This is a genomic window from Dechloromonas aromatica RCB, from assembly GCF_000012425.1.
Genome location: NC_007298.1, coordinates 4,073,236 through 4,099,984 on the forward strand (window position 1 = coordinate 4,073,236; position 26,749 = coordinate 4,099,984).

Sequence of the window (26,749 nt, forward strand, 5' to 3'; positions counted from 1 at the left end):
ATCGCCTTACAGCTTGATGCAGACGTTCTTGAGTTCGGTGTAGAACTCAAGTGAATGCACACCACCCTCGCGGCCGATACCGGACTGCTTGGCGCCACCGAACGGCGTGCGCAAGTCGCGCAGGAACCAGCTGTTCACCCAGACCAGGCCGGCTTCGATACGACCAGCAACGCGGTGAGCGCGATTGACGTCCTGGGTGAAGACCGAGGCGGCCAGACCGTAGGTCGTGTTGTTGGCGCGCTTGATCACTTCATCTTCGCTGTCGAACGGCATCACGGTCGTGCAAGGTCCGAAGATCTCTTCGCGAACCACGGCAGCGTTGTCGTCGAGACCGGTCCAGATGGTCGGCTGCACCCAGGCGCCATTGGCCAGCTCGCCCGGCATGTCGGGGATGCCACCACCAGTAACCACGGTGGCGCCCTCCTCGACGGCCTTCTTGTAATACGACAAGACCTTGTTGCGGTGTTCCTGGCTGACCAGTGGCCCCATGTTGGCGCTCGGGTCGCTCGGCACGCCGAGCTTGAGCTTTTCGGCACCGGCCTTCAGGGCAGCCACGAAGGTCTCGAAGAACGGGCGCTCGACATAGACACGCTCGGTGCCCAGGCAGACCTGGCCACAGTTCGAGAAGCAGGAGCGCAGCGTGGCTTCGATCGCGACATCCAGATTGGCGTCGGCAAAAACGATGGCCGGGTTCTTGCCGCCCATTTCCAGCGATACCGGGCGGGCACCGTCGGCAGCGGCCTTCATGATCGCAGCACCGGTACGGGTCTCGCCAGTAAAGGTGATCGCATTCACGTTCTGGTTGGTGGTCAGGAATTCGCCGGCCGAATTCGGCCCGAAACCATGCACGACGTTGTAGACGCCCTTGGGCACGCCGCAGGCATTCATCACTTCGCCGAGCAGGGTGGCCGTCGACGGGGTTTCTTCCGACGGCTTGACGACGACCGTGTTGCCGCAGGCCAGCGCCGGACCAACCTTCCAGGTCATCAGCAGCAGCGGCAGGTTCCACGGGCAGACCACACCGACCACGCCCACCGGGCGCCGGATGGCGTAGTTCAGCGCGCCCTTGCCATCCGGTGTCGCCATTTCGAAGAACTCGGTCGGCGCGTTCTTGATCACGTCGGCGAAAATCTTGAAATTGGCTGCGCCGCGCGGGATGTCGATATGAGAAGCCAAGCTCTTCGGCTTGCCGGTATCGGCACATTCGGCTTCGAGGAATTCGTCGAAGCGACGGGTAATCTCGTCGGCCACCTTGTTCAGGATATCGGTGCGCTCGACCACGGTCATCTTGCCCCACGGCCCTTCCAGCGCATCGTGCGCTGCCTTGACCGCGGCATCAACCTCGGCCTTGCCGGCTTCATGCACCATGCCGATCAGCGAGTTGTCGAGCGGCGTCCGCTTCTCGAACTGCTTCCCTGTAGCAACGAACTCGCCGTTAATAAAATTCAGGATCTGTTTCATTCTGTCCTCTGTGGTTTTGTTGTCAGGCCAGCCCGATGGCCGCCAGCCCAGCCTTGGCACACTCTTCGTCCTCGGACTCCGAGGCGCCGGAAACACCGATACCGCCGATCCACTCGCTGCCCTCGCCGGGCACCGGCAGGCCGCCGCCGAAAACGATCAGGCGCGGCTGGTTGGAGAAGCCGAATTTCATCCCGTCGTCGTGGCCAATCGCCCCCATCCAGGCCTTGGTCGGGAAGCCGAAGCTGGCCGAGGTGTAGGCCTTGTCGATGGCGATATTGATCGAGTGGATGAACGCCCCCGGCTGACGCAGGAAGGCCATCAGGTTGCCGCCGCGGTCGACGACCGCGACGTTGATCTTCCATCCCTTGGCCGCCGCGAAAGCAACCGCCGCCGCACAAGCTGCGGAGGCTGCCTCGGCAGTGATCCCCGGCGTGCTGACGGCGACTTGCATCAGGTCACCACCGTCAGGAAGCGATCGTTCAACTTGCGGTCGTGATAGAACACGGCGGCGCCCACTTCATCCATCGTCCACTTCGTCGGTTTCTGATCCGGGTAGGCATAGTTGCCACCGCAGAAGGTTTCGAAGCGATTGCCGTTCGGGTCGAAGGCGTAGATGGTCGTGCCGCGGGTCACGCCATGGCGCGTCGGGCCGATGTCGATCGAAACGCGGTTCATCGACATCAGGTCGGCGGCGCGCAGTACCTGCTCCCAGGTTTCGAGCAGGAAGGAAACGTGGTGCAGCTTGCCCGGTTCCGGATGACGGACGAAGGCGATGTCATGGGCCTTGGTCGAGCACGACAGCCAGATGGCCAGATCCTGGTTGTCGTCGAGCGCGATGTGCTCGACCAAGAAGAAGCCGAGCACGTCCTGGAAGATGGCCTGGGCCTTTTCGATATCCGGCCCGTAGAGCAGGCAGTGGTCGAGGCGGATCGGGGCGATGCCCTTTTCGGCCGAGGCGCACCAGGCTTCCGGATTGAGTTCGCCCATGTCGTTGCCGATGGCGGTCTTTTGCGAATACAGCTCGATGTCGTGGCCGGTCGGCAGCGTGAAACGCACGCGCTCGCCGGTTTCCAGCAATTCGCCGGCCGGAATGCGCTTGGTGGCGACGCCGTAGGCGTTCAGATCCTTTTCCAGCTTGGCCAGCGTCGCATCGCTATCGACCTTGAAGGCGAAGAAGTCGATGCCGGCGCTATCGGCCTGGCGCAGGATCACGCTGTTGTGATCGCGCTCTTCCCAAGTCTTGAAATAAACGCGGCCCTGGGCATCGCGACCGGTTTCGATCAGGCCCAACACCTTTGAATAGAAATCAACGCTTTCTGCCATGTCGAGCACCCGCATCTGAATGTGCCCGGGACGAAGTACGCCTGTCATTGCCATTTGTCTGCTCCTCTTTTTTAGATTTGATAACTGCACAAAATCCATGCAATCGATTTAACGTAACGATATTTACAACCAATCTCGATGTCAATATATTTTCTCGAGATTTTTAAATACACCCGACAATTGCTGTTATCGGGTTAAAATTTTCCTGTCCGTTTCCTGTCAGCTATTCAAATACCATGAACAACAATGTCGTCGCCGAAGGCCTGGCCGAACCCAAGACCCTGGTCGAATCCGCCTATCGCGCCCTGCGCCGGGACATCATCGAAGGCAACCTCGCCCCCGGTGAAAAGCTCCGCGTCGAGCACCTCAAGGACAACTACGGGGTCGGCGCCGGCACACTGCGCGAGGCGCTTTCCCTGCTCATCTCCGACGCCCTGGTCGTCAGCCAGGGACAGCGCGGTTTCCGCGTCGCCCCGGTCTCGCTGGCCGACTTCGAAGACATCGCCCAGACCCGCGTGATGCTCGAATGCGAGGCCCTGCGCCAGTCGATCGCGATGGGCGACGATGCCTGGGAAGCCGACCTCGTTGCTGCCTTTCACCGCCTGGCCAAGGCCGAGGAAAAGCGGATCGGCAGCGAAGCCCGCGAGGAATGGGAAGAGCGCAACCGGATCTTTCACGAGGTTCTGATCGCGGCCTGCCCCTCCCGCTGGCTCAAACATTTCCTGTCCATCCTCTATTTCCAGGCCGAACGCTATCGGCGCCTGTCGCTCTACCTGCAACCGATTCCCCGCGATATTCATGTCGAACATGAGGCCTTGCTCCACGCCGCCATCAACCGCGAGGCGGACAAGGCTGCAGCCATCCTGTCCGAGCACATCCTGCTGACTTTCCGCTCGGTGCAGGCCATTCCGGCTGAACAACTGAACGCCAAACTGCGGGCATGACCGTTTCGGCCGCTACGCTGCGGCCGCCACCGCCTGTGTCGCCGACGTCCGGCAAACGTTCTTGGCCATCTTGCCAAGCACCCGCAAGGTGATGTCGCTGCTCGGTCGCACCCGGCAGGCCAGCACCCGGCCTGCCGCCTCGTCCTCGACACTGACGTAATCGCGACTCATCACCCGTTTGACGTAGTCGCCCGAGGTGATTTCCACCTTGCACACGCCGCACCCGCCCCCCCGGCAACCGACCGGAATGCCCTTCTTGCCAAGGCGCTCCATGCCCACCAGCAAGGATTCGTTGGGTGAGCAACGAAAGGTCTCGCCGGTTTCCTCGATCAGCACGTTGAAATAGATCATAGCTGCTCCGTCGATGGTCAGATGTTCTTGAACAGCGGGCTTTTCAGTTGTTGCGAGGCATCGGCCGCGGAGAAGAATTTCTCCATGTAGATGTCCCGCTCGAACAGCCGGCCCTGGATCAAGGTCGTGATGCAGGCTTCGATCATGGCTGGTGGCCCGCACAGGTAAGCCTTGTGGCCACGGAAGTCATTATCGAAATGCGCCTTGGCCGCCTCGTGCACAAAGCCGCGCGAGCCCGACCAATCTGAGCCAGCCGGTTCATCGGACAGCGATGGTACGTAGTTGAAGTTCGGGTATTTCGCGGCGAGCTCCCGGAACTCGGCGTCGTAATACAGCTCGGCGCGGCTGCGCTGGCCATATACGAGGGTGATTGGCAGGGAGCAGCCTTCGCTGAGCAGGTCCTCGATCATCGATTTCGGACTGGACAGACCGGAACCGCCAGCCATGAAGATCAACGGGACATTGGCCGACTTCTTGACGAAGAAACGACCATAGGGACCGGTGAATTTCAGCCGGTCTCCGACGGCCAACTGCTCGTGCAGCCAGGTGGTGACCTGACCGCCCGGCACGATGCGCACGTTCAGCTCGACAATGTCGCCGGTCTGCGGCGAATTGGCCAGCGAGAAGGCGCGCGTCTGGCCCCCCAGGGCATCGACTTCCAGATTGACGTACTGGCCGGCCTGGAACTTCATCGGCCGGTCCAGCTTGAGCCAGATGCCCTTGATGGTCGGCGTCAGGGTTTCGATACGGACCACCTCGCCGCTGTAATCCTTGACCGGCAGGTTTTCGGAATCGGGATCGTCCTCGATCTCGGCTTCGATCACTACGTCGGATTCGAGACGGGCACAGCAGGCCAGGCATTTACCTTCCTCACGCTCGAAATCCATCAACGCGAAGGTCGACGCCTCGCCCTGATCGACTTCGCCATCCGTGACCTGCACCTTGCAGGTCGCGCACAGGCCGTGACAGCAGGCGTGCGGCAGGTAGATGCCAGCGCGCAGCGCAGCGTCGAGAATGGTCTGCCCATCCTCAACCTCGATGGTCTGGCCGAGCGGTTCAATGGTCAGTTCGTAAGCCATGACGCCCCCGGCTCAGAAACAGGTACCGTTGCCGTTCAGGCCCGGAGTTTGCAAGCGCAGCGCATCCTTGTGCTTGAGCCCCTGCTCGGCCAGCGTCTTGTTGAAATCAGGCTGGAACGGCTGGCCGGACTTCAGCCAAACGGCCTTGCTGAAGTCGACCTTGGCCCAGTCGGAGTGACGGCCGTAAGCAAACGTCAGGTTCTTCTCGACCAGATCGGAAAACTTGGTATTCGGCGACACCGAAAAAGCGAGCGGCGCAACAAACAGAAAATGGTCATCCCAACCAACGAAGAGCAGTTGGTTACCATGAAATTTGTCCTGAGTATCGGCGGCAGGATATTGATAATCGTAGAGGGCTGTGACAGCCATGTTTGTCTCCTAAATTTTTGTCCGGAGGGCAAAGCTGCCCTCCGTTGATACTGATTGATCAGGTGTTCTGGGTGGCCGCGCCACGCCAGGCAGCAAAGTTCGCCTGGTCACCGGAGCCTTCGTAATCGCCGGTGTCCTTGGCATCGATGTGGCACCATTCGAGATACTTGGCCACCGGATTGAATCCTTCGGCCGTCGGATCAGTGCCCTCCGGCCAGCAATTGCCCTGATAAAGCTGATATACCGGCAACCAGGCCTGGATGTACTTCTCCGGCTCGTCGTCAAAGATGTGCTTACAGCCATCCGAGCAGGTGTGGTACTTCTCGCCCTGGAACTCCGACTCGCGATAGCAGATCTTGGTCGGGTCGTCCGGCTCGGTGAAGAGCATCGGAATCTGGCAGACCTGGCACAGCATGGGCAGCGTGTTGGCGAAGAAGCGCTCGCCCTTGTCGGCACGTTCGCGCAGCTCGTCGAAACGCGGACGGTAGTACTTGTCGAAGGTGTTCGGGTATTTCGCCGACAACCAGTCCATCTCGTCGGCATCGGGCAGCCAGGTGTGCAGGCCCATCGCATGCGAGTGGGTGCACAAGGTCAGCCACAGCTGGTGCGACTGATGCTCCTTGTCGACGGTGCATTGGGCGATGCAGTCCGGGACCTTGATGCCGTACTTGGCCAGATCGTTGAACAGCGCGCCGCCGTTCTGCTCGAAGTAGATTTCCCAGGCTTCCTTCCAGCTCATCACGCGCTTCGGCAGCATGTAGTCCATCATCGTGGAGACCAGGCTCAACACGCGGATACCGCGCCAGGCCCACTTGTCGATCCACTTCTGGACGATGGGCAGGTTGTCCGGATCCTGTTCGAGCATGAACTTGATGCACTCGAGGCCCAGCGTCATGTGGCGGGCTTCGTCGGATTGCGCCGAGAAACCGAAGGTCACGGTCGCCATGTCGCCGTTGTAGGCAGCACCGGACATGAAGGGCACGAACAACAGGTTGGTCAGCACGTATTCGAAGGAGAAGCCGATGGCGATCATCCATTCGAAGGGGCCGGCACTGAAGGCGTCGTCGAAGAAGGACTTGGGCACCGACAGGTACCAGAGGCGTTCGATCTGGTGGCTTGCGCCGGCATGGAAGCCTTCGTAGAACTTGTTGTAGTTCGACAGGGCGTGGATCTGGGTCTGGGCATGACGCACTTCGTCGATCGACTGCATCAGGCAGGCAACGCGGGGACCAACGCCGGGGAAATTACGGCCGGCTGCAGCGAAACCACGGTGGGCCATATACTCCAGCGGCGAAATGCCGGTCAGGAACAGTTTGACGGCACTCAGATAGCGCGCATCGGTAATCCCGAGGTGGCCGTTGTTCTGGGCGAAGGCGTCGAGCACGGCGTACAGCTTGCGCTCCTTTTCAGCCTGGTATTTCCAGTAGGCATCCATGGTCAGGCGGAAGGGGTCTTCCCACTTGTCCCAGTCGTGCACCTTGATGCCCTCGAAGGTGGCTTGCGGAAATACCTTGTCCTTCGGCTGGTAGGTGGTTTCCCAATCCAGGCCGCGTGTCATGTGGGCGTACTTTTCCTTCAGGCCCAGCTTTTTCTTGTTGGCTTTCATGTCCATGAGAGTCTCCTTGCTCAGTTTTTCCAGGCCAGCGTCAGCTGGTCGTCGTCCTCGTCCAGATAACCGGAGAGTGTGATCAGGTTGACCTGCAGCTCCTGCAGGTCGAAATCGCGGCCAATGCGTTCCTCAATGGATTCGCGCTTGATGACCAGGCTGCCTTCGGCATTGATCTTGACCATGGCCGGCTGCTCGTCGAGCACGGCATGCGGGTTGTCGGCGAGGATCGATTCGACGATCGGACGGGTGTCCTCGTTGGTTTGAAAAGCGATGAATACGGTAGACATGGATACTCCTACACAGCCAGGCCAAGCTTGGCGCAGCGGGCGTTGAATTCGGACGTGAGTTCGGCCATCAGATCGTCGGCCTTGTCGCCGAAGGCACGCTGGGCGATCGGGGCCAGGGCCTTGAGCGTGGCACCGCGGTACTGCTGAACCCATTCGCTCAGTTGAGCCTTGTTCTCGGGCGATTCGGCAGCGGCGACCTTGATCTGGGCATCGACCCACTTGGCGGTTTCGGCCGACCATTCGCCCATGAAGCGCGTCATCATCGAGATCGCCGTACCCCCGTTGGCCGAGAACTGGGCATCCAGGTAGTCGTAGAGCATCGGGTTGAGCAGGCCTTCGAGCACCAGGTTCTGGGCGACGAAGATTTCAAACCAGTCCTGCAGGACCAGCAGGTTCTCGACGTGCTGGCGCATCGGTTGCCAGGTGGCGCCGGACATCCAGGCTTCCTTGGCGGCATCGAGGGCGTCCGGGCCGTCGAGCACAAGACCGATGCGGGTCAGGTACTGGGCGACGCCGAGGTGGTCCATGGCGTGATAGAGGCAGGGCTGGGTGATGACCGTACCGTAGCCATAGGCCGCGATATAGGAATTACCCATGTTGCCGCCCCACTCGACATGGCGCATCGGCACCAGCACATCGAGCGCGGTCTGCTTCAGGTCGGCCGGGATCAGCTCGGCCAGGCCGCGGTCCTCGATCATCTCGAAGCTCGACTCGGTGGCATCCTGCTGCCGGGCACGGGCGATCGTGTAGGCACCGTAGTAAAACTGGCGCGGATCCTTCAGCGCATACCAGTCCTTCATCTGGATCTTGGTGCGCTTCTTGTCGAACAGCACATGGTCGGCATCCCAGCTCGGCCGGTAATGGAAGATGTGTTCCTGCTGGATGTTGTAGCTGCCTTCCTGATAACGGCTGGCCGGCTTGTCGCCGAAGCGCTCGACCAGGTGATCGAAGGTATGGCGCAAAGGCTTGATTGCCACGGTACGCAGATCAATCTGCATGTAGGTCTCCTCTCGTTATTCCCGCTGGCGGGATGGTGTGTTCAGACTGCGTCTTCAAAACCCTGGCGCGAGGCATCGTTCAACCGGGAAACCCAGTCGCCCTGATCCGAAGTTGCCGGATCGAGCACGATGACTTCGTTGGCCAGACAAAACTCGTGGAAAGCGGGTTCCGGCAACATCAGCTCGACAGCCAGTTCCGGATCGCCGATCGAAAACTCGAATTCGATGAAGCCATTCGGACGACGCTTGCAGATGCGAACGTAACGACGCCCTGCATCAAACGTGCTGCCTTGCCTCTCTTCTTGCCCCATCGCTTCTCTCCTGAAAACTGCGCAGCGCATCTCGCTACAGGGCTTCTCTTAATCAAGGAGCGTGCCACTTTGATAAGTGGCTGTTTTTATTGAGATCGCAAAAATACGAGGCTCGTTTTGCTGCAGTGCAGAATTACGATCCGATGAATTGATTTCGTTCTGGTTAATCAAATGATCAACTCCCGGGCGCTGCTACTGCGTACGTACGGAGTGCAGTCCGGGCAGCCGGTGAATCCCCCCGGGCATCTGCAAAAAGTGAACGTCGGCGGGGACTGCCCGCACGAGCAATAACCCACAGAAAAGAGAAACCGTGGAATAATCTCGAGAAAAAATATCATCTACCGGAGCAGACCATTCCGCGGTAAACCGGCAGGCGTTAACACCAGAAATAGCCGGATTGCCCCCAGCGAAGGGGTTAGCGGTGACAGAGAGACAAGATGACCACCATTCAGTACCCCGAGTCGAATGACCTGCGCAATCTGGTCAAGTTTTGCGAAAAGGATGGAACGATCTGGCTGGCCGAGAACCGCATGGTCCTCATGCATACCTCGGCACTCGGCGCCTTGCGCCGCGAACTGGTCGGCTCGGTTGGCAAGGAACACGCCCGCCGCCTGCTGACCCGCATGGGCTACGCCGCCGGTGTCTGCGATGCCGAACTGGCCAAGCGCATCCGCGGCAACCTGTCGATGCAGGACGCCTTCTTCACCGGCCCGCAACTGCACATGCTCGAAGGTATCGTGCGCGTCACGCCGGTGCACATGAACCTCGATTTCGACAAGGGCACCTTCTCCGGTGAGTTCCTGTGGGAAAACTCCTGGGAGCAGGACATCCACCTGCGCGAACTCGGGCAGTCGGATGAACCGGTCTGCTGGTCGCAGATCGGCTATGCCTCGGGCTACACCTCGGCCTTCATGGGGCGTTTCATCCTGTTCAAGGAAATTGAATGCGTGGCCTGCGGCCACAACAACTGCCGCATCGTCGGCAAACCGCTGGAAGAATGGGAAGACGCCGAGCAGCACGCCAGCTATTTCGAATCCGATTCGATGCTCAACCATCTGCTGGAACTGCGCCACCAGGTCGACTACCTGCGCACCACCATTTCGCAGCAGACCCAGACGCCCCAGCTGGTGGGCAATTCCAAGGGCTTCCAGCACGCCTACGACCTCGTCACCCGCGCCTCGGGTACCCAGGTCACCGTGCTGCTGCTTGGTGAAACCGGCGTCGGCAAGGAACGCTTCGCCCGCACACTTCACCAAATGAGCAACCGCAAGCAGGGGCCGTTCGTCGCGGTCAATTGTGCGGCCATGCCCAATGACCTGATCGAATCCGAATTGTTCGGCGTCGAGAAAGGCGCTTTCACCGGCGCCCATACCTCGCGCATGGGCAAGTTCGAGCGGGCGGACGGTGGCACCCTGTTCCTCGACGAGATCGGCGAACTGCCGCTCGCCGCCCAGGCCAAGCTGCTGCGCGTGCTGCAGGAAGGCGAGATCGAACGCCTGGGCGACGACCGGGTACGCAAACTGAACATCCGCCTCGTCGCCGCCACCAACGTCGACCTGCAGGCCGCCGTCAAGGCCGGGCGTTTCCGCTCCGATCTCTTTTACCGGCTGAGTGTCTATCCGATCCAGATCCCGCCGCTGCGCGAACGCATCGCCGACATCCCGCTGCTGATCGAAGCCATGCTCGCCCGCTTCAGCACGCTCTATGAAAAGAAACTGCTCGGCGTCAGCGACAAGGCGATGCAGGCCATCAAGCGCTATCAGTGGCCGGGCAACGTGCGCGAACTGGAAAACATGATCGAGCGCGGCATGATCCTCGCCCCCAACGGCGGCTGGATCGAACAGGAACACCTGTTCGCCAATGTCGCCGAAAGCGATTTCAGCGAAGCGCAGATCACCCAGGCCGGCAGCCTGGAGCGAAAACAGGAACCCGGTGCCCCGGATAGCCTGATCGAAGCCATTTTCAGCAGCGGCATTGGTTTCGAGGAACTGGGAAACCAGCTGATCAACGAGGCCGTCAAACGCGCTGACGGCAACCTGGCCGGCGCGGCCCGCACGCTAGGCATCACCCGGCCGCAACTGCAATATCGCCTGAAAAAGAAGGACGGCGTCTGACGGAGCGGCAGACATGGAATTCAGGCAACTCAAATACTTCATCGCCGTCGCCGAGGAACTCAACATCGGTCGCGCCGCGACCCGCCTGCACATTTCGCAGCCGCCGCTGACCCGGCAAATCCAGCAGCTCGAGGAAGAATTCGGCACCCAGCTTTTCCTGCGCACGGCGCGCGGCGTCGAACTGACCCAGGCCGGCGAAATGCTGCTGCGCGATGCCCGCAACATCCGCGACCTGATGCAGCAGGCGCTCGAGCGCGTCCGCGAGGCCGGCCAGGGCAAGCGCGGCAAGATGGACATCGGCATTTTCGGCTCGGGCATCCTCGACGTCATTCCGAAAGTGCTGCACGCCTTCCGCGCCAGCCACCCGGACGTGCAGATCGCCCTGCACCAGATGAGCAAGAAAGAGCAGATCGAAGCCCTGCGCCAACACCGCATCATGGCCGGCTTCAACCGCATGCTGGCGCCCTTGCCCGACATTTCGTCGGAGCCGGTCATGCTCGAAAGCATCGTGGTTGCCGTCAACGAAAAGCATCCCCTGGCGGCCAAGGCGGCCATCCTGCTCAAGGAGCTGGCCGGCCAGCCGCTGATCCTCTTCCCCAGCGGCGCGCGCCCCAGCTTCATCGACAAGGTGTGGTCGCTGTGTGCCAACGAAGGCTTCGAACCCAACGTCGCCCAGGAAGTCGGCGATGCCCCGACCAGCGTCGCCCTGGTCGCCGCCGGCTTCGGCCTCAGCCTGGTTCCCGAAGCCGCCACCAGCCTGAGCGTTCCCGGCGTCGTCTACCGCCGCCTGGCCAACGCCCCGGACGCCGTCGTCGATCTCAGCTGCATCTACCGCACCGACGAGACCTCCCCGATCCTGCTGGCTTTTTTGCAGACGATACGGGAGTTCAGGGCGAAGAACGAGGGGCGACACTGAGCAATGTGACACAGCTCAATCAGGCAAGCATCTTGAAGGGGCTGTTGTTCATTGTATTAACGTCGATACTTTTTCAAAGCCTGACAGAGAGGGAGGATCAGAACCGTATCGGTGAATCAGCCAGGCCTCGAGCTCTGCCGTTGGCAGCCGGCGAGCAAACAGAAAGCCCTGTAACACGTCGCAGCCAATATTCGCCAGGAACTGCTGTTGCGCTTCGGTTTCGACGCCTTCGGCAACGACTGACAAGCCGAGCCGACCTGCTTCGAAGGTTCGACGCCGATTTGTGATGGAGATCAAATCCGCGCCGTAGAAGCTGAGTAATATAGTCAACTAATATCCAGCTGAAACCTGGCTGGAATCATGGCGAGGTCGCGAAAATGAGCAGCAAGCCGGGATTTTTCAAATCAGCCGAAATGGCCAAAAAGTTTCCCCTGAATCCGAAACATCCGGAGCGAACCTGTTGGGGCTGCGATAAATACTGCTCAGTGAATTCCCTGCAATGCGGCAATGGCTCTGGCCGTACCCAGCATCCCGCCGAAATGCTCGGCGAGGACTGGTACCAGTGGGGCGACTGGGGCATCGTTGCCGACGATTCGCCGGCCGATGAAAAGGCGGATTGAGCGATGGCCGGTTCCTGGGGTTGCCCGCATGAATTGAACGGCGTGTGCCAGAAGGTGAACAAGCTTTCGTGCGACCCGGGAATGAAAGGCTGCGTGCTGCATGGCAGATATGTGTTCGCGAATGCCGAGAAAAATGAGCGCCTGCGCGAAAAACAGGCACGGCAATCAAAAATCGATGGAGCGGATCATGAATGAAGACTCGCGACAAGTTTCCTCGCTGGCCGAGCTGATACTCGAACAAACCGCCGACGCGCTCATTTATTCCAATCGTCAGGGCGTCATCGAGCGATGGAACAAGGCAGCCACGATCCTGTTCGGCTACCAATGCGCCGAGGCCAACGGACAGAGCCTCGACTTGATTATCCCGGAGGAGCTGCGGGCCGCCCACTGGCGTGGCTTCGAAGCGGCGTTCATGCGAGGCACCACGCGCCTGCACGGCCGGCCGACGCTGACCCGGGCCAAGCACCAATCTGGCGCCCGGCTATACGTCGAGATGAGCTTTTCGCTGGTCACCGACGAACTCGGCAAGGTCCTCGGCTCGGTCGCCATGGCCAGGGACGCGACGGAGAGAGTGCAGCGCGAGAAGGCCACGGCGAAAGCCGGCGAGCCGACTGGCTAGGCCGTCGCCCTGCGATCGGCGGCACGAACTTCCTCCAATAGCCAGCCAAGGCATACCTTTTCCGTATCACCAAGCAATTCCAACGGTATTGGACGGTATCACACGCATCACGTTTAATTGATCTGAACATCCCCGGGAGCCATCCGACGTTTTCCCGGGACGATCAATTTCAGGTGAGTGGCGATGCAAATACCCAACAACCAGTTCAAGAGCGCTCTGCGCGCCGGCCGCGACCAGATCGGGCTGTGGCTCGGCCTGGGCGAGACTTTCAGCGCCGAAATCTGCGCCGGGGCAGGTTTTGACTGGTTGCTGATCGACGCCGAACACGGCCCCAACGACCTGCGCAGCATCCTGTCGCAATTGCAGGCGCTGGCGCCCTACCCGACCCAGCCGGTGGTCCGCCCGCCACAGGGCGATCATGTACTGATCAAGCAACTGCTGGAAACCGGCGTCCAGACCCTGCTCATTCCGATGGTCGAATCGGCCGAACAGGCCCGCGGACTGGTCGAGGCCATGCGCTATCCGCCGGCCGGCATTCGCGGCGTCGGCAGCGCGCTGGCCCGAGCATCGCGCTGGGGCCGCATCGACAACTATGCCCATCTGGCCAATGACCAGATGTGCCTGCTGGTGCAGGTCGAGACGCGGGCCGGCTACGAACAACTCGACAGCATCCTGGCGGTCGACGGGGTGGATGGGGTGTTTTTCGGCTCGGCCGACCTCGCCGCTTCCTACGGCTATCTCGGCCAGTCGACGCATCCGGAAATCGTCGCCGCCATCGAGGATGGCCTGCACCGCACACGAACAGCCGGCAAGGCCGGCGGCGTGCTGTGCAGCGACCGGGAGCTCAACACCCGCTACATGGGTGCCGGTGCCAACTTTGTCGCGGTCGGCATCGATGCGCTGCTGCTCACCGCAGCGACCACGGCGCTATGCCGGAGCTACAAGCCGGAGGCATTTCCAGCCGGCATCCCCGGTTCGTATTAGGCAGACAGATTCAAAAACCAAAGCCATCGACGAATGGCCCATTTGATAACCAAAGGAGTGTAGACAATGGCAATGACAGGCGTTTTACGTCCCGGACACGGGGCGATCCGGGTTCTTGATCTCGAGGAGGCAGTCCACCACTACCGCGACATTCTCGGCATGGTGGAAACCGGGCGCGATGCGCAGGGGCGGGTTTATCTGAAATGCTGGGACGAGCGCGACCACAACAGCGTCGTGCTGCGCCAGGCGGACCGCGCCGGACTCGATTTCTTCGGTTTCAAGGTGCGCGACAAGGCAACCCTGGACAAGATGGAAGCCGATCTGCGCGCCTATGGCCTGAAGACCGAGCGCATCCCGGCCGGCGAAATGCTGGAAACCGGCGAGCGCGTGCGCTTTGAAATTCCGTCCGGTCACCTGATCGAACTCTATGCCGAGAAAAAAGCCGTCGGCAACGGTCTGCAGGTGCAGAACCCGGCGCCGTGGACCAAGGCATCGGAAAACGGCATCGCGCCGGTTCGCCTCGACCACTGCCTGCTCTACGGCCCGAACATCGCCGAAGTGCAGAAGATTTTCACCGACGTGCTCGGTTTCTACCTGGTCGAGCGCGTGCTCGCTCCGGATAACGAAGCCAACGCCGCGATCTGGCTCTCCTGCTCGCACAAGGTGCATGACATCGCCTTCGTCGAACACCCGGAGCCGGGCAAGCTGCATCACCTGTCCTTCCTGCTCGACACCTGGGAAGAAGTGCTGCGCGCCAGCGACATCATGTCGATGAACAACGTGCCGATCGACATCGGCCCGACCCGCCACGGCATCACCCGCGGCTGCACCATCTACGCCTTCGACCCGTCCGGCAACCGCTTCGAGACCTTCATGGGCGGCTACCAGCCCTATCCCGATTATGAGCCGACGACCTGGACTTTCGACGGCCTGGGTGCCGGCGGCGGCCTGGACTACCCGCAACGCAAGCTGCACGAAACCTTCCTCACCGTCGTGACTTGATCGTTACGGGCGGCTGACTCAAGCAGCCGCCCCTTCTGCATTCCCCCTGCAACGCGCAGTCATCGACTGGCGAAGGTTTTGTACGCCTTTCATTTTCCGGAACACGCCATGAGCCAACCGCAAAGAATCCACCATTTCATCAACGGCGAATTCACCGCTTCGCCCGATCCCCGCTATTTCGACAAGCGTTCGCCGGTTGACGGCCGCGTCATCGCCCACATCGCCGAAGCCGGCCAGGCCGATGTCGATGCCGCCGTCACCGCTGCCCGTGCTGCGCTGAAGGGTGAATGGGGCAAGCTGAGCACCGACCAGCGCGTCGACCTGCTCTATGGTGTGGCCAACGAAATCACCCGCCGCTTCGATGATTTCGTCGCTGCCGAAATGGCCGATACCGGCCAGCCCTCGCACGTCCAGACGCATGTCTTCATTCCGCGCGGCGCGGCCAACTTCAAGGTGTTCGCCGACGTGATCAAGAACGTTGCCGCCGAATCCTTCCGCATGGCGACGCCAGACGGTAAGGGCGCACTGAACTACGCGATCCGTAATCCGAAGGGCGTGATCGGCGTTATCTCGCCGTGGAATGCGCCCTTCCTGCTGATGACCTGGAAGGTTGGCCCGGCACTAGCCTGTGGCAACACCGTGGTGGTCAAGCCTTCAGAGGAAACCCCGCTGACCGCCACGCTGCTCGGCGAGGTGATGAACAGCGTCGGCATTCCCAAGGGCGTCTATAACGTGATCAACGGCTTCGGCCCCGATTCGGCCGGCGCTTACCTGACCCAGCATCCGGGCGTCGATGCCATCACCTTCACCGGCGAAACTCGCACCGGCACGGCGATCATGAAGGCCGCCGCCGAAGGCATGCGCGACGTGTCCTTCGAACTGGGCGGCAAGAATGCCGGCATCGTTTTCGCCGACTGCAATTTCGAGGCAGCGGTCGATGGCATCTTCCGCTCCGCCTTCCTCAACACCGGGCAGGTCTGCCTGGGCACCGAGCGCGTCTATGTCGAGCGGCCGATATTCGAAAACTTCGTGCAGGCGCTGAAGGCGAAGGTCGAAGGTGTGCGCTATGGCCGCCCGGAAGACCACACCAGCACTTACGGCCCGCTGATCAGCCAGGAACACCGCGACAAGGTACTGTCGTATTACAAGAAAGCAGTCGACGAAGGGGCGACAGTCGTCACCGGCGGCGGCGTGCCCGACATGCCGGCCGAGCTGGCCGGTGGCAGTTGGGTGCAGCCGACCATCTGGACTGGCTTGCCGGAAACCGCCGCCGTGGTGCGCGAGGAAATCTTCGGCCCGTGCTGCCACATCCGCCCCTTCGACAGCGAAGAAGAAGTGATCGAACTCGCCAACGCCAACGACTACGGCCTGGCGACCACGATCTGGACCGAGAACCTGTCGCGCGCCCATCGCGTCGCCGAGCGCGTCGAAGTCGGCGTCACCTGGGTGAACAGCTGGTTCCTGCGCGACCTGCGCACGCCCTTCGGCGGCTCAAAGCAGTCCGGCATCGGCCGCGAAGGCGGTGTCCATTCGCTCGAGTTCTATACCGAAACCCGCAACGTCTGCATCAAGCTCTAAACCCAAGAGGCCACCATGAAAAAAATACGATGCGCCCTGATCGGCTCCGGCAACATCGGCACCGACCTGATTTACAAGATACAGCGCAGCCCTGTCCTTGAACCGGTGTGGATGGTCGGCATCGACCCGGAATCCGAAGGCCTGGCGCGCGCCCGCGAGATGGGCCTGAAGACCACCGCTGCCGGCGTCGACGGCCTGCTGCCGCACGTACTCGAAGACAACATTCAGATCGCCTTCGATGCCACCTCAGCCTATGTCCACGCCGAGAACTCGCGCAAGCTGAACGAACTGGGCGTCATGATGATCGACCTGACGCCGGCGGCCATCGGCCCGCTCTGCGTGCCGCCGGTGAACCTCAAGGAACACACCGAGAAGCTGGAGATGAACGTCAACATGATCTCCTGCGCCGGTCAGGCAACCATCCCCATCGTCCATGCCATCTCGCGCATTCAGTCGGTGTCGTATGGCGAGATCGTCGCCAGCCTGGCGTCGAAGTCCATCGGCCCCGGCACCCGCGCCAACCTCGACGAATTCACCTACACCACCTCGAACGCCATCGAGATCGTCGGCGGCGCCCGTAAGGGCAAGGCACTGGCCATCATCAATCCGGCCGACCCACCGATGATGATGCGCAACACCATCTCCTGCCTGACCGACGAGGAACCTGACGAGCCGCGCATCATCGAATCGGTACTGGCGATGATCAAGGAAGTGCAGAAGTACGTGCCCGGCTACCGTCTGGTCAATGGCCCGCTGTTCGACGGCAAGCGCGTCACCGTTTTCATGGAAGTGGCCGGCCTCGGCGACTACCTGCCCAAGTACGCCGGCAACCTCGACATCATGACCGCGGCCGCCACGCGCACCGCCGAAATGTTCGCCGAGGAAATCCTGGCCGGCACCATCCAGCTCAAGCCCGTGGAGATGGCAGTATGAGTGAAGTGAATCTGAAAGGCCGCAAGGTCACCGTCCACGACATGTGCCTGCGCGACGGCATGCACGCCAAGCGCGAGCAGATGTCGATCGAACAGATGGTCACCATCGCCACCGCGCTCGACGAAGCCGGTGTCCCCTATATCCAGGTCACGCACGGCGCCGGCCTCGGCGGCAATTCGCTGCAGCACGGCTTCGCGCCGCACAGCAACGAAGCCTATCTGGCAGCGGTGTGCGGTGCCGTCAAGCAGACCAAGGTTTCCGTGCTGCTGCTGCCCGGCCTCGGCACCATGCGCGAGCTGCAATCGGCCTACGACTGCGGCGCCCGCAGCGTGCATGTCGCCACCCACTGCACCGAGGCCGACACCTCGCCACAGCACATCGCCTTCGCCCGCAAGCTGGGCATGGATAGCACCGGCTTCCTGATGATGGCTCACCTCAACACGCCGGAAGGCTTGGCCCAGCAAGGCAAGCTGATGGAATCCTACGGCGCGCAGACGGTGTACATCACCGACTCGGCCGGCTACATGCTGCCCGGCGACGTCAAGGCACGGGTCAGCGCCCTGCGCGATGTGCTGAAGCCGGAAACCGAGATCGGTTTCCACGGCCATCACAACATGGGCATGGGTATCGCCAACTCCATCGCCGCCATCGAGGCCGGGGCCAGCCGCATCGATGCCTCGGTCGGCGGGCTGGGCGCCGGGGCGGGCAACACGCCGCTCGAAGCCTTTGTTGCCGTCTGCGAACGGATGGGCATCGAAACCGGCTGCGACTTGTTCAAGCTGATGGACATGGCTGAGGACATCATCTTCCCGATCATGGACCACATCGTCCGCGTCGACCGCTCGTCGCTGACCCTGGGTTTTGCCGGCGTCTATTCCACCTTCCTGCTGCACACCAACCGGGTCTCCCAGCGCTTCGGCATTCCGGCCCGCGACATCCTGGTTGAACTCGGCCGCAAGAAGATGATCGGCGGCCAGGAAGACATGATCATCGACACCGCGATGACCATGGCCAAGGAGCGCGGCCTGCTGAAGGATGCCACCGCAGGAGTCGCACCATGAAGCCCTACGCGGATCGAGACGAGTGCGCCATTCTGGTTGGCGCCACTGGCGCCTTCGGCACTGCCATCACCCAGCGCCTGCTTGCTGCCGGCCTCGGCGTCATTGCCGTGGCCCGTACGGCCGATAGCCTGCAGGCGATGACCGCTCAACACCCCGGCGTCCGTGCCTGCGTGGCCGACATCGCCAGCGATTCAGCCATCACGGCCATTGCCGCCGCCATCGACAAGCCCGTACGGATGGTCGTGCATGGCCCCGGCGTGGCCGTCGCCGGCGGCATCCTGACCGCGCCGACCGAATCGATGGTCGATGCCGTCAATATCAAGGTCGGCGGCCTGCTACGTCTGGTCCGGGCAGCCGATGCCCGTCTTTCTGCCGGTTCGCGTATCGTCGCCATCGGCGGCCACTACGGCCTGGAGCCGACGGCTTATGCGGCGGCAGCCGGCGTCGCCAACGCCGCCATCCTCAACGTCGTCCGCCAGCTCAGCATGGCCTACGGCCCGCGCGGCATCACCGCCCACACCATCGTCCCCGGCCCGGCCGACACCGACCGCCTGCGCCGCGTCGCCGCCACCCGCGCCGAACAGCGCAACTGCAGCACCGACGAAGTCCTCGACGAAATGCGCGCCGAATCCTCGCTCGGCATTCTCAGCACACCGGAGCAGATCGCCTGGGCGGTGACCTTGCTGCTCGCCCCTGAAGCCGACGCCATGACCGGTTCCAGCCTGATGCTCGACGCCGGTCGCCGCCGCGGCCTGCCCTAAACCACGGAGAAAAACATGCCCGTCGCCAACCTGCACGTCCTCACCGGCCACCCGCGCGAAAACCTCAAAAGCTGGATTCGCGAAACCTCGCATGCCCTGTCGGAAATCCTCGCTGCGCCGATGGATCGCCTCGAAGTCTGGGTCACCGAAATCGACCCTGAACTGTGGGGCATCTGCGGCGATCCGGCCAGCGAAGTGCTCGCGCATACCCCGCGCCACGAGGCGGAAATGCCCTTCATCCGGATGATCCTGATGGAAGGCCGCACGGTCGAACAACTGCACCGCGTGATCGCCGAACTGACCGCCATCACCGCCCGCCTGATGGAGGTCGATGCAGAGCGCATCCGGGTCCATATCGAACACGCCCACCCCGACCGTTGGGGGATTGGCGGCGTGCCAGCCAGCATCCGCCGCGCCGCCGAACTCGCAGCGCGCCGGAATAACGGCTGATCCGCCCTGCCTGTGCGGCTAAACGAGGAAAACTAAACCAAAGTCTAATAGGCCGCTTGTCCTGCTTCATTTAGTCTCGTTTCCGGCCCCAAGGGTGCTGAGTGAAACTCGCCCATGGCCGCGCACAGTGCCGTCGGCAGGAAATGACGGCACAAAATTCAACGTAATAAATAACGATTTGCTTTTCGCGCAACAGCGCGATATTCACCAAAAGGGGCAGTGAGATTGAACGGTATCGGCGGGCTTTTCAGCGAGGGACGCTGGTCGCTGCGGCAGCGATTTTCCCTGGCCATCGGCGTCATCATTGCGGTGGCACTGGTCACCGCCTACGGCAACCGGCTAATGGGGAAAGCCGCCACCTTCCACTTCCTGGAACGCAACCACATGGAGCTGGCGCTGCGCATCGATGCCGCACTCGGCAACGTGGAGCAGGCGGCAAAGAACGCCGCTGATACCCGGCTGGAAGATCTTGTCGGTCGCCTTCGCGATGCCCGCCTCCTGGCGGTGCGCGCCGATAACGAAGTGTTCGGGATCGAGCAACAGCTGCTGCGCTGGTTGGGCTTCGGTCCCCTGATCGATCTGCCGCAAAAGGACATTGTTGACGTCGACGGCATGCTGGCCATCATTGCCGGATCGCCGGTCCAATCCGGCCCGGTGCCCGTCGAGCTGGCGGAAAAGCTTCGCCCGGGCATGGATGCCGTGATGCAGAACTCGCGGGCATTCGCCCCGCTCACGTCGGAAGCCGCAACCTTCATCAAGGTCTCGGTCTCCCTGCTCACCCTGTCCTGTTCCCTGCTGTTGATTCTGACCGCCGTTGCGCTGCGGCGGCGAACGCTCAAACCGCTCGCGCTGGCCGTCACCACGGCGCAACGGGTAGCATCCGGCGATCTGACGGCGCAGACCGACGTGGTCGGCCAGGATGAATCCGCCAAGCTGATGCGAGCGCTCGGCCACATGAGCGAGAGCCTGTCGCTGCTGGTCAACGATGCCCGGCGGGATGCCCATCTGATTGCCGAAACGGCCAGCACGGTGCGCCAGCAATCGGAAACCGGCGCCGAAAAGATGCGTGACCAGAGCGACGATGTGGCGGCCATTTCCAGCACGATCGAACAACTGGCGACCAGCATTGCCTCGGTATCCGACCGGGCGAGCGAAGTCAGGGCCCTCTCTGACGAAAGCTTGCACAGCAGCCGGGATGGCTGGCGGAATATGGGACAGCTCGATGCCAATATTCAGGAAATCCAGAACGCCGTCGAGGAAATACGCAGCACGACCGAAGCCTTCATGCGCAATACCGGGTCGATTTCGGTACTGACCCAGCAGGTGAAGGCGATTGCGGAACAAACCAATCTGCTCGCCCTGAATGCGGCCATCGAAGCCGCCCGCGCCGGCGAATCGGGACGCGGATTTGCCGTGGTCGCCGACGAGGTGCGCAAGCTGGCCGAACAGTCGGGCCGCTCGGGCATGGACATCGAAAACCTGACCAAACTGCTGGCCGAGAATTCCCTGTCGGTATCGAAATCGGTCGAGCGCGGCGTCGAAACCTTGCAGCACAGCCAGGAAAACATGAGCAGGACACTGGGTGCCCTGGGCACAGCCATCGAGCGGGTCGAAGCGGCCAGCCTGGGCGTGGATGAGATCAGCCTGTCGGTCAAGGAACAGGCGTCCGCCTCCAACAACATCGCCCGCAACATGGAAAACATCGCAGCTGGCCTGGAGGCGACATCGGCCAGCCTGGGCATCAGCCTCGATGCGGCCCGGGGGCTCGATCAACTGGCCGAACGGCTCAAATCATCGGTCGGCTCGTTCAAGGTCCAGGCCTGACGCAAGCCCGACAAGCTTCATTGCGGTTTCAGGCGCTGGATGGCCAGCGCCAATTCGGCGACCGACTTGATGTGCATCTTGGCCATCACGTTGTGCCGGTGCACCTTGACGGTGCTTTCGGTCACATCCAGATCCTGCGCGATGCATTTGTTCAGCTTGCCCTGGGCCACCGCGAACAGGATCTGCTTCTCGCGCGGCGTCAGGGTTTCGAAGCGGGCGCGCAGGTCGGCCACTTCCATGCGCTCCTGCGAACTGGCGCTGACCCGTGACAGGGCAACGGAGATGGCCTGCAACAGGTCAGTGTCGTTGAACGGCTTGTTCAGGAAATCGATGGCGCCGGCTTTCATGGCCCGCACGGCCAGCGGCACGTCGCCATGGCCGGTGATGAAGATGATCGGAATTTCCCGGGCGTGTTCGGCCAGCCTTTCCTGCAGTGCCAGCCCGTCCATTTCCGGCATGCGCACATCGAGGACGATGCAGGCGAAATCGCTGAGTTTGTCCCGGGCCAGGAATTCGAGCGGGGAAGCGAAGACTTCGACGGCCATGCCGGCCGAGCGAATCAGGCTGCTCAGAGATTCCCGGATCGAGGCATCGTCATCGACGACGTAGACGGTGGGGACGAGCGACGCAGTGTGGTTTGTCATGGTTGGACCGGAATATTGAACACGAAATGAGCACCACCGGCGGCCTCAGGCACCAGCCGCAGGCGCCCGCCGTGGTTTTCGACGATGGATCGGCTGATGGCCAGGCCCATGCCCAGGCCACGGCTCTTGGTCGAGAACAGGGCATCGAAGATCTTCGCCGCCTTGTCGGGCGGGATGCCCGGACCGGTATCGCTGACTGAAAACAGGACGCTGCCGGCCGTGTCTGCACTGACCGATATGCTCAAGCGGCGCGCCCGCTCCTTCTCCTCGCGCATCGCATCGACCGCGTTGACCACCAGATTGAGCAGCACCTGCTGCAACTGGACCGGATCGGCCAGCAGATCGGGCAAGCCCGGGGCAATCCGCAGATCAACCTCGACGTCGGCCTCCTGCAACATGGTCTGCAACATCTGCAGCAGGTTCTCGAGGATGGGGCGGACGACCAGTCGCTCGCGCTGCATGCCGCCCATGCTGAGAAAGTTGCGGATACGGGCAATGACCTCCCCGGCCAGACTGGCATCGCGATTGACCCGGTTCAGGGCGGCAACCACTTCCTGATAATCCGGCGTTTCGCGGGCCAGCCAGCGCAGGGCGGCCTGGCTGTTGGTGACGATCGCCGACAGCGGCTGGTTGACCTCGTGGGCAATCGAGGCGACCAGTTCGCCCATCGCGGTGAAGCGCGACACCCGGGCCAGTTCGGTCTGCGTTGCGGCCAGCGCGCTCTCCGCCTCCTTGCGCGAACTGACATCCTCGACGATGACCGCCAGCCTCGGCCCTTCCACATCGACCGCCGGAATCAGGGAGGCGCTGACATTGGCCCAGAGGAAGCTGCCGTCCCTTCTTTCGTAGCGTTTCTGCACATGGTAGTGGTCAATGCTGCCATCGAACAGGCCGTGCACATTGCGCAGGGTCATGGCGCGCTGGGACTCGTCCGAAATGTCGATGAACGATACGCCGACAATCTCCGCTTCGCTGTAGCCGAGCATCTGCTGCAAGGCGGGATTGGCTTTCAGGATACGTCCCTCCCGGTCGGCCAGCGCAATGCCGACCGCGGAATTCCGGTACAGCCCCTGCCAGCGCCGCTCCGAGATCTGCAGCGCGACCAGACTGTCCTGCAGCGATTTACGGCTGGCGACCAGGCCGGCCGTCAGTTCGCCGACGTCCGAAGCCTGGGTATTGAGTTCCTTCTGCAGGATGTCGACGGTCCGTTTGACCGTGACCAGATTGCGCACGCGCGCCCGCAGTTCCTGCGGAGAAAACGGCTTGGTCAGGTAGTCCTGAACCAGCTCTTCGAGCAGCGTTTCCCGCTGGGCATCGTCGGCCCGGGCCGACAGCACGAGGACCGGCAGATTCGGGAAGCAGCCGCTGGTCCGCAGTTCGCGGACGAATTGCTCGCCATCGAAATGCGGCATCATCAAATCGGTGATCACCAGATCCGGCGGATCTTCCAGTGCCGAGGTCAGGGCGAGGGCGCCGTTGGCGGCCAGCGTCACGTTGTAATCGTCGATCAGCACGTCGTAGAGGAAATGGCGCAGATCGGGATTGTCCTCGACGACCAGGATGCGTGGCGTGCCTGACTTGTAGGCGCTGGCCGGGTGGCTCGACGGCTCGAGGAAATCGATATCCTGCGGCGTGACCAGGCCGATGCCCTCGCCGCTTTCGCGCACGAAGACGCCGTTGGGCGCCCGCTTCGGCATCTCGACCTGGAAGATCGCCCCGCCGCCCGGTGCATCGAGAACGACCACCGTTCCGAAATGCAGTTCGACGAATTCCTTGACGATATTCAGGCCAAGCCCGCTGCCGATGCCGGAGAGGCCGCCCTGCCCCTGCGCGAAGCGATCGAAGATTTGCTGCTTCATCGGCGGCGGCACGCCGGGCCCGTTGTCCTGCACGCTGAGCAGGAAGCGGTCGTTGGCGACGCGGGTGATCGAACAGCAGATGCGCCCGCCGGCCGGGGTGAACTTGAAGGCATTGGACAGCAGGTTGGCCAGCACCCGGGCGAACTTGGCCCGGTCGACGTCGGCCTGAAGCTCGTCCGCCCCCTCGATAATCAGCGAAATGGCCCGCTCTTCGGCGGCAGCGGCAAACCCGGCCGCGACCTCCCGGAGCAGGGCGACGACATTGACGCAGACGTAGGCCAGCGGCATTTGCTGGGCATCGATACGGGCCAGATCGAGCAAGTCATTCACCTGCTGGTGCAGGGATTGGGCGTTGCGCTTGATCGTGGTCAGACGGAAGCGTTCCCGCTCCCCCAGTTGCTCGGACTCGCGCAGCATTTGATCGACCGGCCCGAGGATCAGCGCCAGCGGCGTCCGCAGTTCGTGGCTGACGTTGGCGAAGAACTTGGTCTTGAAGCCATCGATTTCCCGCAGCTTCTCCAGTGCCAGCTGCAGTTCGCCGTTCTTGCGCGTCAGTTCGGCCTCGATGGCGATCTTTTCGGTGATGTTCCGCCCTTCCGGCAGCAAAAAGGCGACCCGCCCGGCATCGTCGCGGATCGGCGTCAGGGAAAAGTCCACGAAGATGCTTTTCTTGCCCTGCAAATCGCCAAAAATCTCGATGTCGCAACGGACGAATTCGCCATTCCTGGCCTGCTCGACCATGCTCCGCACGCGATTGCGGGCCTCTTCGGAGATGGCCCACCAGCGTGCCTCCCAGAACGGCTTGCCGATCACCTCATCGAGGCAGATACCGGCCCCTTCCAGCGCGGCCCGGTTGATCTCGAGCACCGTGCCGTCGACATCGAGCAGGCCGAGGAACTGGTACATCGCATCGAGAATGATGCGCGCCAGTTTCTGCCGACGAACCTCCGTGGCATCGTCAGGCACCAGTGTCACTCCTTTGACGGAGGCTTGCATTTCCTTGTTGGGCATTGCGTTTTCCGAAGTCATGATCGTTCCCCAAGGCGAACCGAGCCGGGGGACGCATCACGTCACCCGGCTCCGGTTCGCGGAAACCATCCTTCGACTATACGAGCAAAAAGCGCTTCTGCAAGGCCTGCCCTGCCCTGTCCCGCAAGCAAAAAAGGGCGAGTGCGAACTCGCCCAACCCAAGGAGGAGGGGGGGTTAAAGCGGATCAAAAGTTATAGCGGAAATTGATGGTCGCGTTGTTCTGTGCGTGCTTGACCTGAATCGGATCGGAGGTGTTCGGCAGGCTGCTGTTATCCATCGTTTCCTTGAGGGCGTGGGAGTAGGCGAAATCGATCTTGCTCTGCTTCGACAGGGCATAGGTCAGGCCGGCCGACAAATGCGTTCTCGGCGTGGCCGGGATCACCGCAAACAGCGTCGAGGAGCGCAAGGCCTGGGTCGCGAAACGCAGACCGCCGCGCAGCGTCAGCTGATCGCTCAGGTCGTAGGCCGTGCCCAGGGACAGGATGGTCTGATCCTTGTAGTCCTGCGGCAGCAGGATATTGAGCGTGCCGCCGGTCGGCACGGCCGCGCTCGGGTCAGCCACGAAGGCCACCTTGATGTCCTTCATCACATCCTTCCAGAAGACCTGCGAGACATCGACCGCGACCGTCCATTGTGCCGACAGGCGCTGGTTGAAGCCGAGATCGAGATGGGCCGGCATCTGGAAATCCTGGATCTTGATCTTGCCCTTCAGCGGAATCTGGCCGGCAATGCCGTCCACCGCCGTCAGGGTGGCACCACCCTCCATGTCGTCCATCTGGCTCTTGAAGGTATAGGAGGCGCCCAGTGTCGTCTCCGGGGTTGCCTTGTAGATCATGCCCAGCTTGCCGCTGTAGCCCCAGGCATCGACGCCGCTGCCCAGCGGCTGGTTCTTGGTCAGGCTGAAGTGAGCGCCGCGCAGATCAGGCAGGCCACCCAGAACCGGCACCAGGGTACCGGTCGCCCGGCCGGAGCTCAGCAGGCTGCCGACCTGATCGGCGCCGAGCAGCAGGTTCAGGTTCAGGCCCTGCCACATCGCATCGAAGCTGCCGCCGACGGCCAGTTTTTCGCTGACTTTGAAACTCGCGGCAAAGGGAATGTTCAGGACCAGCAGGCGGCTGGAATTATCGAGGCCGGTGTTGAGTCCACCGACCGCTCTCGACAGGAAGCTACCGGTACCGTATTCGGTGCCGAGGCCGCCCTGGGCAAAAGCCCCGACGCCCACCGCCCAGTCGCCGAAGCGTTTGGTATAGGCCAGCTCCGGCGCAGCATACGGCCCCCGGTTACTGGCGTGTTCGCCCGACGAAACGCGCTCGCCGGTGTTCTTGTTCCTGACCTCGATGTCGGTCGTCACCAGATCCAGCCCGCCCATGACCTGGTCGCCCTCCTGCATCAGCGACAGCGTGGCCGGATTGGTCATCATGCCGGCCGGGCCGACATCGTGGGCGACCGCCGTACCACCCATACCGCGCGATACCGCGCCGTAACCTTCCAGGCGGAACACATCAGTCGCCTGCGCCAGGCTGCTAAAGCCGGCCAGACCCGAAACCAGCACCGAGGCCATGATTTTTCTTGTCGTCATCCCCATCATCTCCTTTGTTGTTGAAATTGCGGACACGATGAAT

At 62.0% G+C, this 26,749-nt stretch carries 28 protein-coding genes; 14 read left to right on the forward strand and 14 right to left on the reverse strand.

Annotated elements, in window-relative coordinates; all coding sequences use genetic code 11:
* Positions 1-6: 6 nt before the first annotated feature.
* Genes DARO_RS19330 through DARO_RS19340 form a run of 3 tightly spaced genes read right to left on the reverse strand, consistent with a single transcriptional unit; the run spans position 7 to position 2,838 of the window.
* On the reverse strand, positions 7-1,461 hold the full coding sequence (locus DARO_RS19330) for a 2-hydroxymuconic semialdehyde dehydrogenase (RefSeq protein ID WP_011289512.1): 1,455 nt from the start codon (positions 1,459-1,461) through the stop codon (positions 7-9).
* 22 nt (positions 1,462-1,483) lie between these two features.
* On the reverse strand, positions 1,484-1,912 hold the full coding sequence (locus tag DARO_RS19335; RefSeq protein ID WP_011289513.1) for a heme-binding protein: 429 nt from the start codon (positions 1,910-1,912) through the stop codon (positions 1,484-1,486).
* The gene (locus DARO_RS19340; protein WP_011289514.1) at positions 1,912-2,838 is read right to left on the reverse strand and encodes a catechol 2,3-dioxygenase; all 927 of its coding nucleotides are present in this window, start codon (positions 2,836-2,838) and stop codon (positions 1,912-1,914) included. Before DARO_RS19340 ends, DARO_RS19335 begins: the two co-directional genes overlap by 1 nt.
* A gap of 182 nt (positions 2,839-3,020) precedes the next feature.
* Here DARO_RS19340 and DARO_RS19345 point away from each other — a divergent pair, with 182 nt between their 5' ends.
* Positions 3,021-3,728, forward strand: a complete 708-nt coding sequence (locus DARO_RS19345; RefSeq protein ID WP_011289515.1) for an FCD domain-containing protein — start codon at positions 3,021-3,023, stop codon at positions 3,726-3,728.
* A gap of 12 nt (positions 3,729-3,740) precedes the next feature.
* Here the strand turns inward: DARO_RS19345 and DARO_RS19350 are convergent, their stop codons facing one another.
* Genes DARO_RS19350 through DARO_RS19380 form a run of 7 tightly spaced genes read right to left on the reverse strand, consistent with a single transcriptional unit; the run spans position 3,741 to position 8,732 of the window.
* Positions 3,741-4,079: a 2Fe-2S iron-sulfur cluster binding domain-containing protein gene (locus DARO_RS19350; protein WP_011289516.1), complete on the reverse strand. Its 339-nt coding sequence runs from the start codon at positions 4,077-4,079 to the stop codon at positions 3,741-3,743.
* A gap of 17 nt (positions 4,080-4,096) precedes the next feature.
* The gene (locus DARO_RS19355; RefSeq protein WP_011289517.1) at positions 4,097-5,158 is read right to left on the reverse strand and encodes a phenol 2-monooxygenase domain-containing protein; all 1,062 of its coding nucleotides are present in this window, start codon (positions 5,156-5,158) and stop codon (positions 4,097-4,099) included.
* 12 nt (positions 5,159-5,170) lie between these two features.
* Positions 5,171-5,527, reverse strand: coding sequence for a phenol hydroxylase subunit P4 (locus DARO_RS19360; RefSeq protein ID WP_011289518.1), 357 nt, complete (start codon positions 5,525-5,527; stop codon positions 5,171-5,173).
* Positions 5,528-5,585: 58 nt separating this feature from the next.
* A complete protein-coding gene (locus DARO_RS19365) occupies positions 5,586-7,139 on the reverse strand; it encodes an aromatic/alkene/methane monooxygenase hydroxylase/oxygenase subunit alpha (protein ID WP_011289519.1) in 1,554 nt (517 codons plus the stop codon).
* A gap of 14 nt (positions 7,140-7,153) precedes the next feature.
* Positions 7,154-7,423, reverse strand: a complete 270-nt coding sequence (locus DARO_RS19370; RefSeq protein WP_011289520.1) for an MmoB/DmpM family protein — start codon at positions 7,421-7,423, stop codon at positions 7,154-7,156.
* A gap of 8 nt (positions 7,424-7,431) precedes the next feature.
* The gene (locus DARO_RS19375; protein WP_011289521.1) at positions 7,432-8,421 is read right to left on the reverse strand and encodes an aromatic/alkene monooxygenase hydroxylase subunit beta; all 990 of its coding nucleotides are present in this window, start codon (positions 8,419-8,421) and stop codon (positions 7,432-7,434) included.
* Positions 8,422-8,462: 41 nt separating this feature from the next.
* The gene (locus DARO_RS19380) at positions 8,463-8,732 is read right to left on the reverse strand and encodes a phenol hydroxylase subunit (RefSeq protein ID WP_011289522.1); all 270 of its coding nucleotides are present in this window, start codon (positions 8,730-8,732) and stop codon (positions 8,463-8,465) included.
* Positions 8,733-9,169: 437 nt separating this feature from the next.
* Here DARO_RS19380 and DARO_RS19385 point away from each other — a divergent pair, with 437 nt between their 5' ends.
* Together DARO_RS19385 and DARO_RS19390 are read left to right on the forward strand one after the other, a co-directional pair.
* On the forward strand, positions 9,170-10,846 hold the full coding sequence (locus tag DARO_RS19385) for a sigma-54-dependent Fis family transcriptional regulator (RefSeq protein ID WP_011289523.1): 1,677 nt from the start codon (positions 9,170-9,172) through the stop codon (positions 10,844-10,846).
* A gap of 13 nt (positions 10,847-10,859) precedes the next feature.
* On the forward strand, positions 10,860-11,762 hold the full coding sequence (locus tag DARO_RS19390; protein WP_011289524.1) for a LysR family transcriptional regulator: 903 nt from the start codon (positions 10,860-10,862) through the stop codon (positions 11,760-11,762).
* A gap of 48 nt (positions 11,763-11,810) precedes the next feature.
* Here the strand turns inward: DARO_RS19390 and DARO_RS19395 are convergent, their stop codons facing one another.
* The gene (locus tag DARO_RS19395) at positions 11,811-12,092 is read right to left on the reverse strand and encodes an EAL domain-containing protein (RefSeq protein WP_041224546.1); all 282 of its coding nucleotides are present in this window, start codon (positions 12,090-12,092) and stop codon (positions 11,811-11,813) included.
* An 83-nt stretch (positions 12,093-12,175) separates the two neighbouring features.
* On the opposite strand from DARO_RS19395, the gene DARO_RS19400 reads away from it, so the two are divergent.
* From DARO_RS19400 to DARO_RS19450, 11 genes are all read left to right on the forward strand, one after another.
* Entirely contained in the window at positions 12,176-12,382 is a 207-nt protein-coding gene (locus tag DARO_RS19400) for a DUF3079 domain-containing protein (RefSeq protein WP_041225275.1), read from the forward strand.
* A 3-nt stretch (positions 12,383-12,385) separates the two neighbouring features.
* Positions 12,386-12,577, forward strand: coding sequence for a hypothetical protein (locus DARO_RS19405; RefSeq protein WP_011289526.1), 192 nt, complete (start codon positions 12,386-12,388; stop codon positions 12,575-12,577).
* Entirely contained in the window at positions 12,570-13,001 is a 432-nt protein-coding gene (locus DARO_RS19410) for a PAS domain S-box protein (protein ID WP_011289527.1), read from the forward strand. Before DARO_RS19405 ends, DARO_RS19410 begins: the two co-directional genes overlap by 8 nt.
* A 183-nt stretch (positions 13,002-13,184) precedes the next feature.
* On the forward strand, positions 13,185-13,985 hold the full coding sequence (gene hpaI, locus DARO_RS19415; RefSeq protein ID WP_011289528.1) for a 4-hydroxy-2-oxoheptanedioate aldolase: 801 nt from the start codon (positions 13,185-13,187) through the stop codon (positions 13,983-13,985).
* A 66-nt stretch (positions 13,986-14,051) separates the two neighbouring features.
* On the forward strand, positions 14,052-14,987 hold the full coding sequence (locus DARO_RS19420) for a catechol 2,3-dioxygenase (protein WP_011289529.1): 936 nt from the start codon (positions 14,052-14,054) through the stop codon (positions 14,985-14,987).
* 108 nt (positions 14,988-15,095) lie between these two features.
* Positions 15,096-16,565 (forward strand): 2-hydroxymuconic semialdehyde dehydrogenase, encoded by a 1,470-nt coding sequence (locus DARO_RS19425; RefSeq protein WP_011289530.1) that lies wholly within the window; start codon positions 15,096-15,098, stop codon positions 16,563-16,565.
* Positions 16,566-16,580: 15 nt separating this feature from the next.
* Complete coding sequence (locus tag DARO_RS19430; RefSeq protein WP_011289531.1) at positions 16,581-17,498, forward strand: acetaldehyde dehydrogenase (acetylating); 918 nt, start codon at positions 16,581-16,583, stop codon at positions 17,496-17,498.
* A complete protein-coding gene (dmpG, locus tag DARO_RS19435; protein WP_011289532.1) occupies positions 17,495-18,559 on the forward strand; it encodes a 4-hydroxy-2-oxovalerate aldolase in 1,065 nt (354 codons plus the stop codon). Before DARO_RS19430 ends, dmpG begins: the two co-directional genes overlap by 4 nt.
* Complete coding sequence (locus DARO_RS19440; RefSeq protein WP_011289533.1) at positions 18,556-19,320, forward strand: SDR family oxidoreductase; 765 nt, start codon at positions 18,556-18,558, stop codon at positions 19,318-19,320. Before dmpG ends, DARO_RS19440 begins: the two co-directional genes overlap by 4 nt.
* Before the next feature lie 15 nt (positions 19,321-19,335).
* Positions 19,336-19,770, forward strand: a complete 435-nt coding sequence (locus DARO_RS19445) for a tautomerase family protein (RefSeq protein WP_011289534.1) — start codon at positions 19,336-19,338, stop codon at positions 19,768-19,770.
* A 219-nt stretch (positions 19,771-19,989) separates the two neighbouring features.
* Positions 19,990-21,594: a methyl-accepting chemotaxis protein gene (locus DARO_RS19450; protein WP_497463004.1), complete on the forward strand. Its 1,605-nt coding sequence runs from the start codon at positions 19,990-19,992 to the stop codon at positions 21,592-21,594.
* A gap of 17 nt (positions 21,595-21,611) precedes the next feature.
* Here DARO_RS19450 and DARO_RS19455 read toward each other — a convergent pair whose 3' ends face one another.
* The 3 genes from DARO_RS19455 to DARO_RS19465 all read right to left on the reverse strand — a co-directional run bounded on the left by DARO_RS19455 (position 21,612) and on the right by DARO_RS19465 (position 26,706).
* Entirely contained in the window at positions 21,612-22,238 is a 627-nt protein-coding gene (locus DARO_RS19455) for a response regulator (protein WP_011289536.1), read from the reverse strand.
* Positions 22,235-25,126 (reverse strand): ATP-binding protein, encoded by a 2,892-nt coding sequence (locus DARO_RS19460; RefSeq protein ID WP_011289537.1) that lies wholly within the window; start codon positions 25,124-25,126, stop codon positions 22,235-22,237. The genes DARO_RS19455 and DARO_RS19460 overlap by 4 nt, the downstream gene beginning before the upstream one ends.
* A 185-nt stretch (positions 25,127-25,311) precedes the next feature.
* On the reverse strand, positions 25,312-26,706 hold the full coding sequence (locus DARO_RS19465) for an outer membrane protein transport protein (RefSeq protein ID WP_011289538.1): 1,395 nt from the start codon (positions 26,704-26,706) through the stop codon (positions 25,312-25,314).
* Between the last annotated feature and the right edge of the window lie 43 nt (positions 26,707-26,749).

Excerpts from the sequence above, each read along its gene's own strand:
- DARO_RS19355 (WP_011289517.1), bottom strand. The coding sequence starts at position 5,158 with ATGGCTTACGAACTGACCATTGAACCGCTCGGCCAGACCATCGAGGTT.
- DARO_RS19460 (WP_011289537.1), bottom strand. The coding sequence starts at position 25,126 with ATGACTTCGGAAAACGCAATGCCCAACAAGGAAATGCAAGCCTCCGTC.
- DARO_RS19465 (WP_011289538.1), bottom strand. The coding sequence starts at position 26,706 with ATGACGACAAGAAAAATCATGGCCTCGGTGCTGGTTTCGGGTCTGGCC.
- DARO_RS19410 (WP_011289527.1), top strand. The coding sequence starts at position 12,570 with ATGAATGAAGACTCGCGACAAGTTTCCTCGCTGGCCGAGCTGATACTC.
- DARO_RS19335 (WP_011289513.1), bottom strand. The coding sequence starts at position 1,912 with ATGCAAGTCGCCGTCAGCACGCCGGGGATCACTGCCGAGGCAGCCTCC.
- DARO_RS19375 (WP_011289521.1), bottom strand. The coding sequence starts at position 8,421 with ATGCAGATTGATCTGCGTACCGTGGCAATCAAGCCTTTGCGCCATACC.
- DARO_RS19340 (WP_011289514.1), bottom strand. The coding sequence starts at position 2,838 with ATGGCAATGACAGGCGTACTTCGTCCCGGGCACATTCAGATGCGGGTG.
- DARO_RS19405 (WP_011289526.1), top strand. The coding sequence starts at position 12,386 with ATGGCCGGTTCCTGGGGTTGCCCGCATGAATTGAACGGCGTGTGCCAG.
- DARO_RS19370 (WP_011289520.1), bottom strand. The coding sequence starts at position 7,423 with ATGTCTACCGTATTCATCGCTTTTCAAACCAACGAGGACACCCGTCCG.
- DARO_RS19385 (WP_011289523.1), top strand. The coding sequence starts at position 9,170 with ATGACCACCATTCAGTACCCCGAGTCGAATGACCTGCGCAATCTGGTC.
- DARO_RS19330 (WP_011289512.1), bottom strand. The coding sequence starts at position 1,461 with ATGAAACAGATCCTGAATTTTATTAACGGCGAGTTCGTTGCTACAGGG.
- hpaI (WP_011289528.1), top strand. The coding sequence starts at position 13,185 with ATGCAAATACCCAACAACCAGTTCAAGAGCGCTCTGCGCGCCGGCCGC.
- DARO_RS19455 (WP_011289536.1), bottom strand. The coding sequence starts at position 22,238 with ATGACAAACCACACTGCGTCGCTCGTCCCCACCGTCTACGTCGTCGAT.
- DARO_RS19360 (WP_011289518.1), bottom strand. The coding sequence starts at position 5,527 with ATGGCTGTCACAGCCCTCTACGATTATCAATATCCTGCCGCCGATACT.
- dmpG (WP_011289532.1), top strand. The coding sequence starts at position 17,495 with ATGAGTGAAGTGAATCTGAAAGGCCGCAAGGTCACCGTCCACGACATG.
- DARO_RS19380 (WP_011289522.1), bottom strand. The coding sequence starts at position 8,732 with ATGGGGCAAGAAGAGAGGCAAGGCAGCACGTTTGATGCAGGGCGTCGT.
- DARO_RS19420 (WP_011289529.1), top strand. The coding sequence starts at position 14,052 with ATGGCAATGACAGGCGTTTTACGTCCCGGACACGGGGCGATCCGGGTT.
- DARO_RS19440 (WP_011289533.1), top strand. The coding sequence starts at position 18,556 with ATGAAGCCCTACGCGGATCGAGACGAGTGCGCCATTCTGGTTGGCGCC.
- DARO_RS19445 (WP_011289534.1), top strand. The coding sequence starts at position 19,336 with ATGCCCGTCGCCAACCTGCACGTCCTCACCGGCCACCCGCGCGAAAAC.
- DARO_RS19350 (WP_011289516.1), bottom strand. The coding sequence starts at position 4,079 with ATGATCTATTTCAACGTGCTGATCGAGGAAACCGGCGAGACCTTTCGT.
- DARO_RS19365 (WP_011289519.1), bottom strand. The coding sequence starts at position 7,139 with ATGGACATGAAAGCCAACAAGAAAAAGCTGGGCCTGAAGGAAAAGTAC.
- DARO_RS19390 (WP_011289524.1), top strand. The coding sequence starts at position 10,860 with ATGGAATTCAGGCAACTCAAATACTTCATCGCCGTCGCCGAGGAACTC.
- DARO_RS19430 (WP_011289531.1), top strand. The coding sequence starts at position 16,581 with ATGAAAAAAATACGATGCGCCCTGATCGGCTCCGGCAACATCGGCACC.
- DARO_RS19400 (WP_041225275.1), top strand. The coding sequence starts at position 12,176 with ATGGCCAAAAAGTTTCCCCTGAATCCGAAACATCCGGAGCGAACCTGT.
- DARO_RS19345 (WP_011289515.1), top strand. The coding sequence starts at position 3,021 with ATGAACAACAATGTCGTCGCCGAAGGCCTGGCCGAACCCAAGACCCTG.
- DARO_RS19425 (WP_011289530.1), top strand. The coding sequence starts at position 15,096 with ATGAGCCAACCGCAAAGAATCCACCATTTCATCAACGGCGAATTCACC.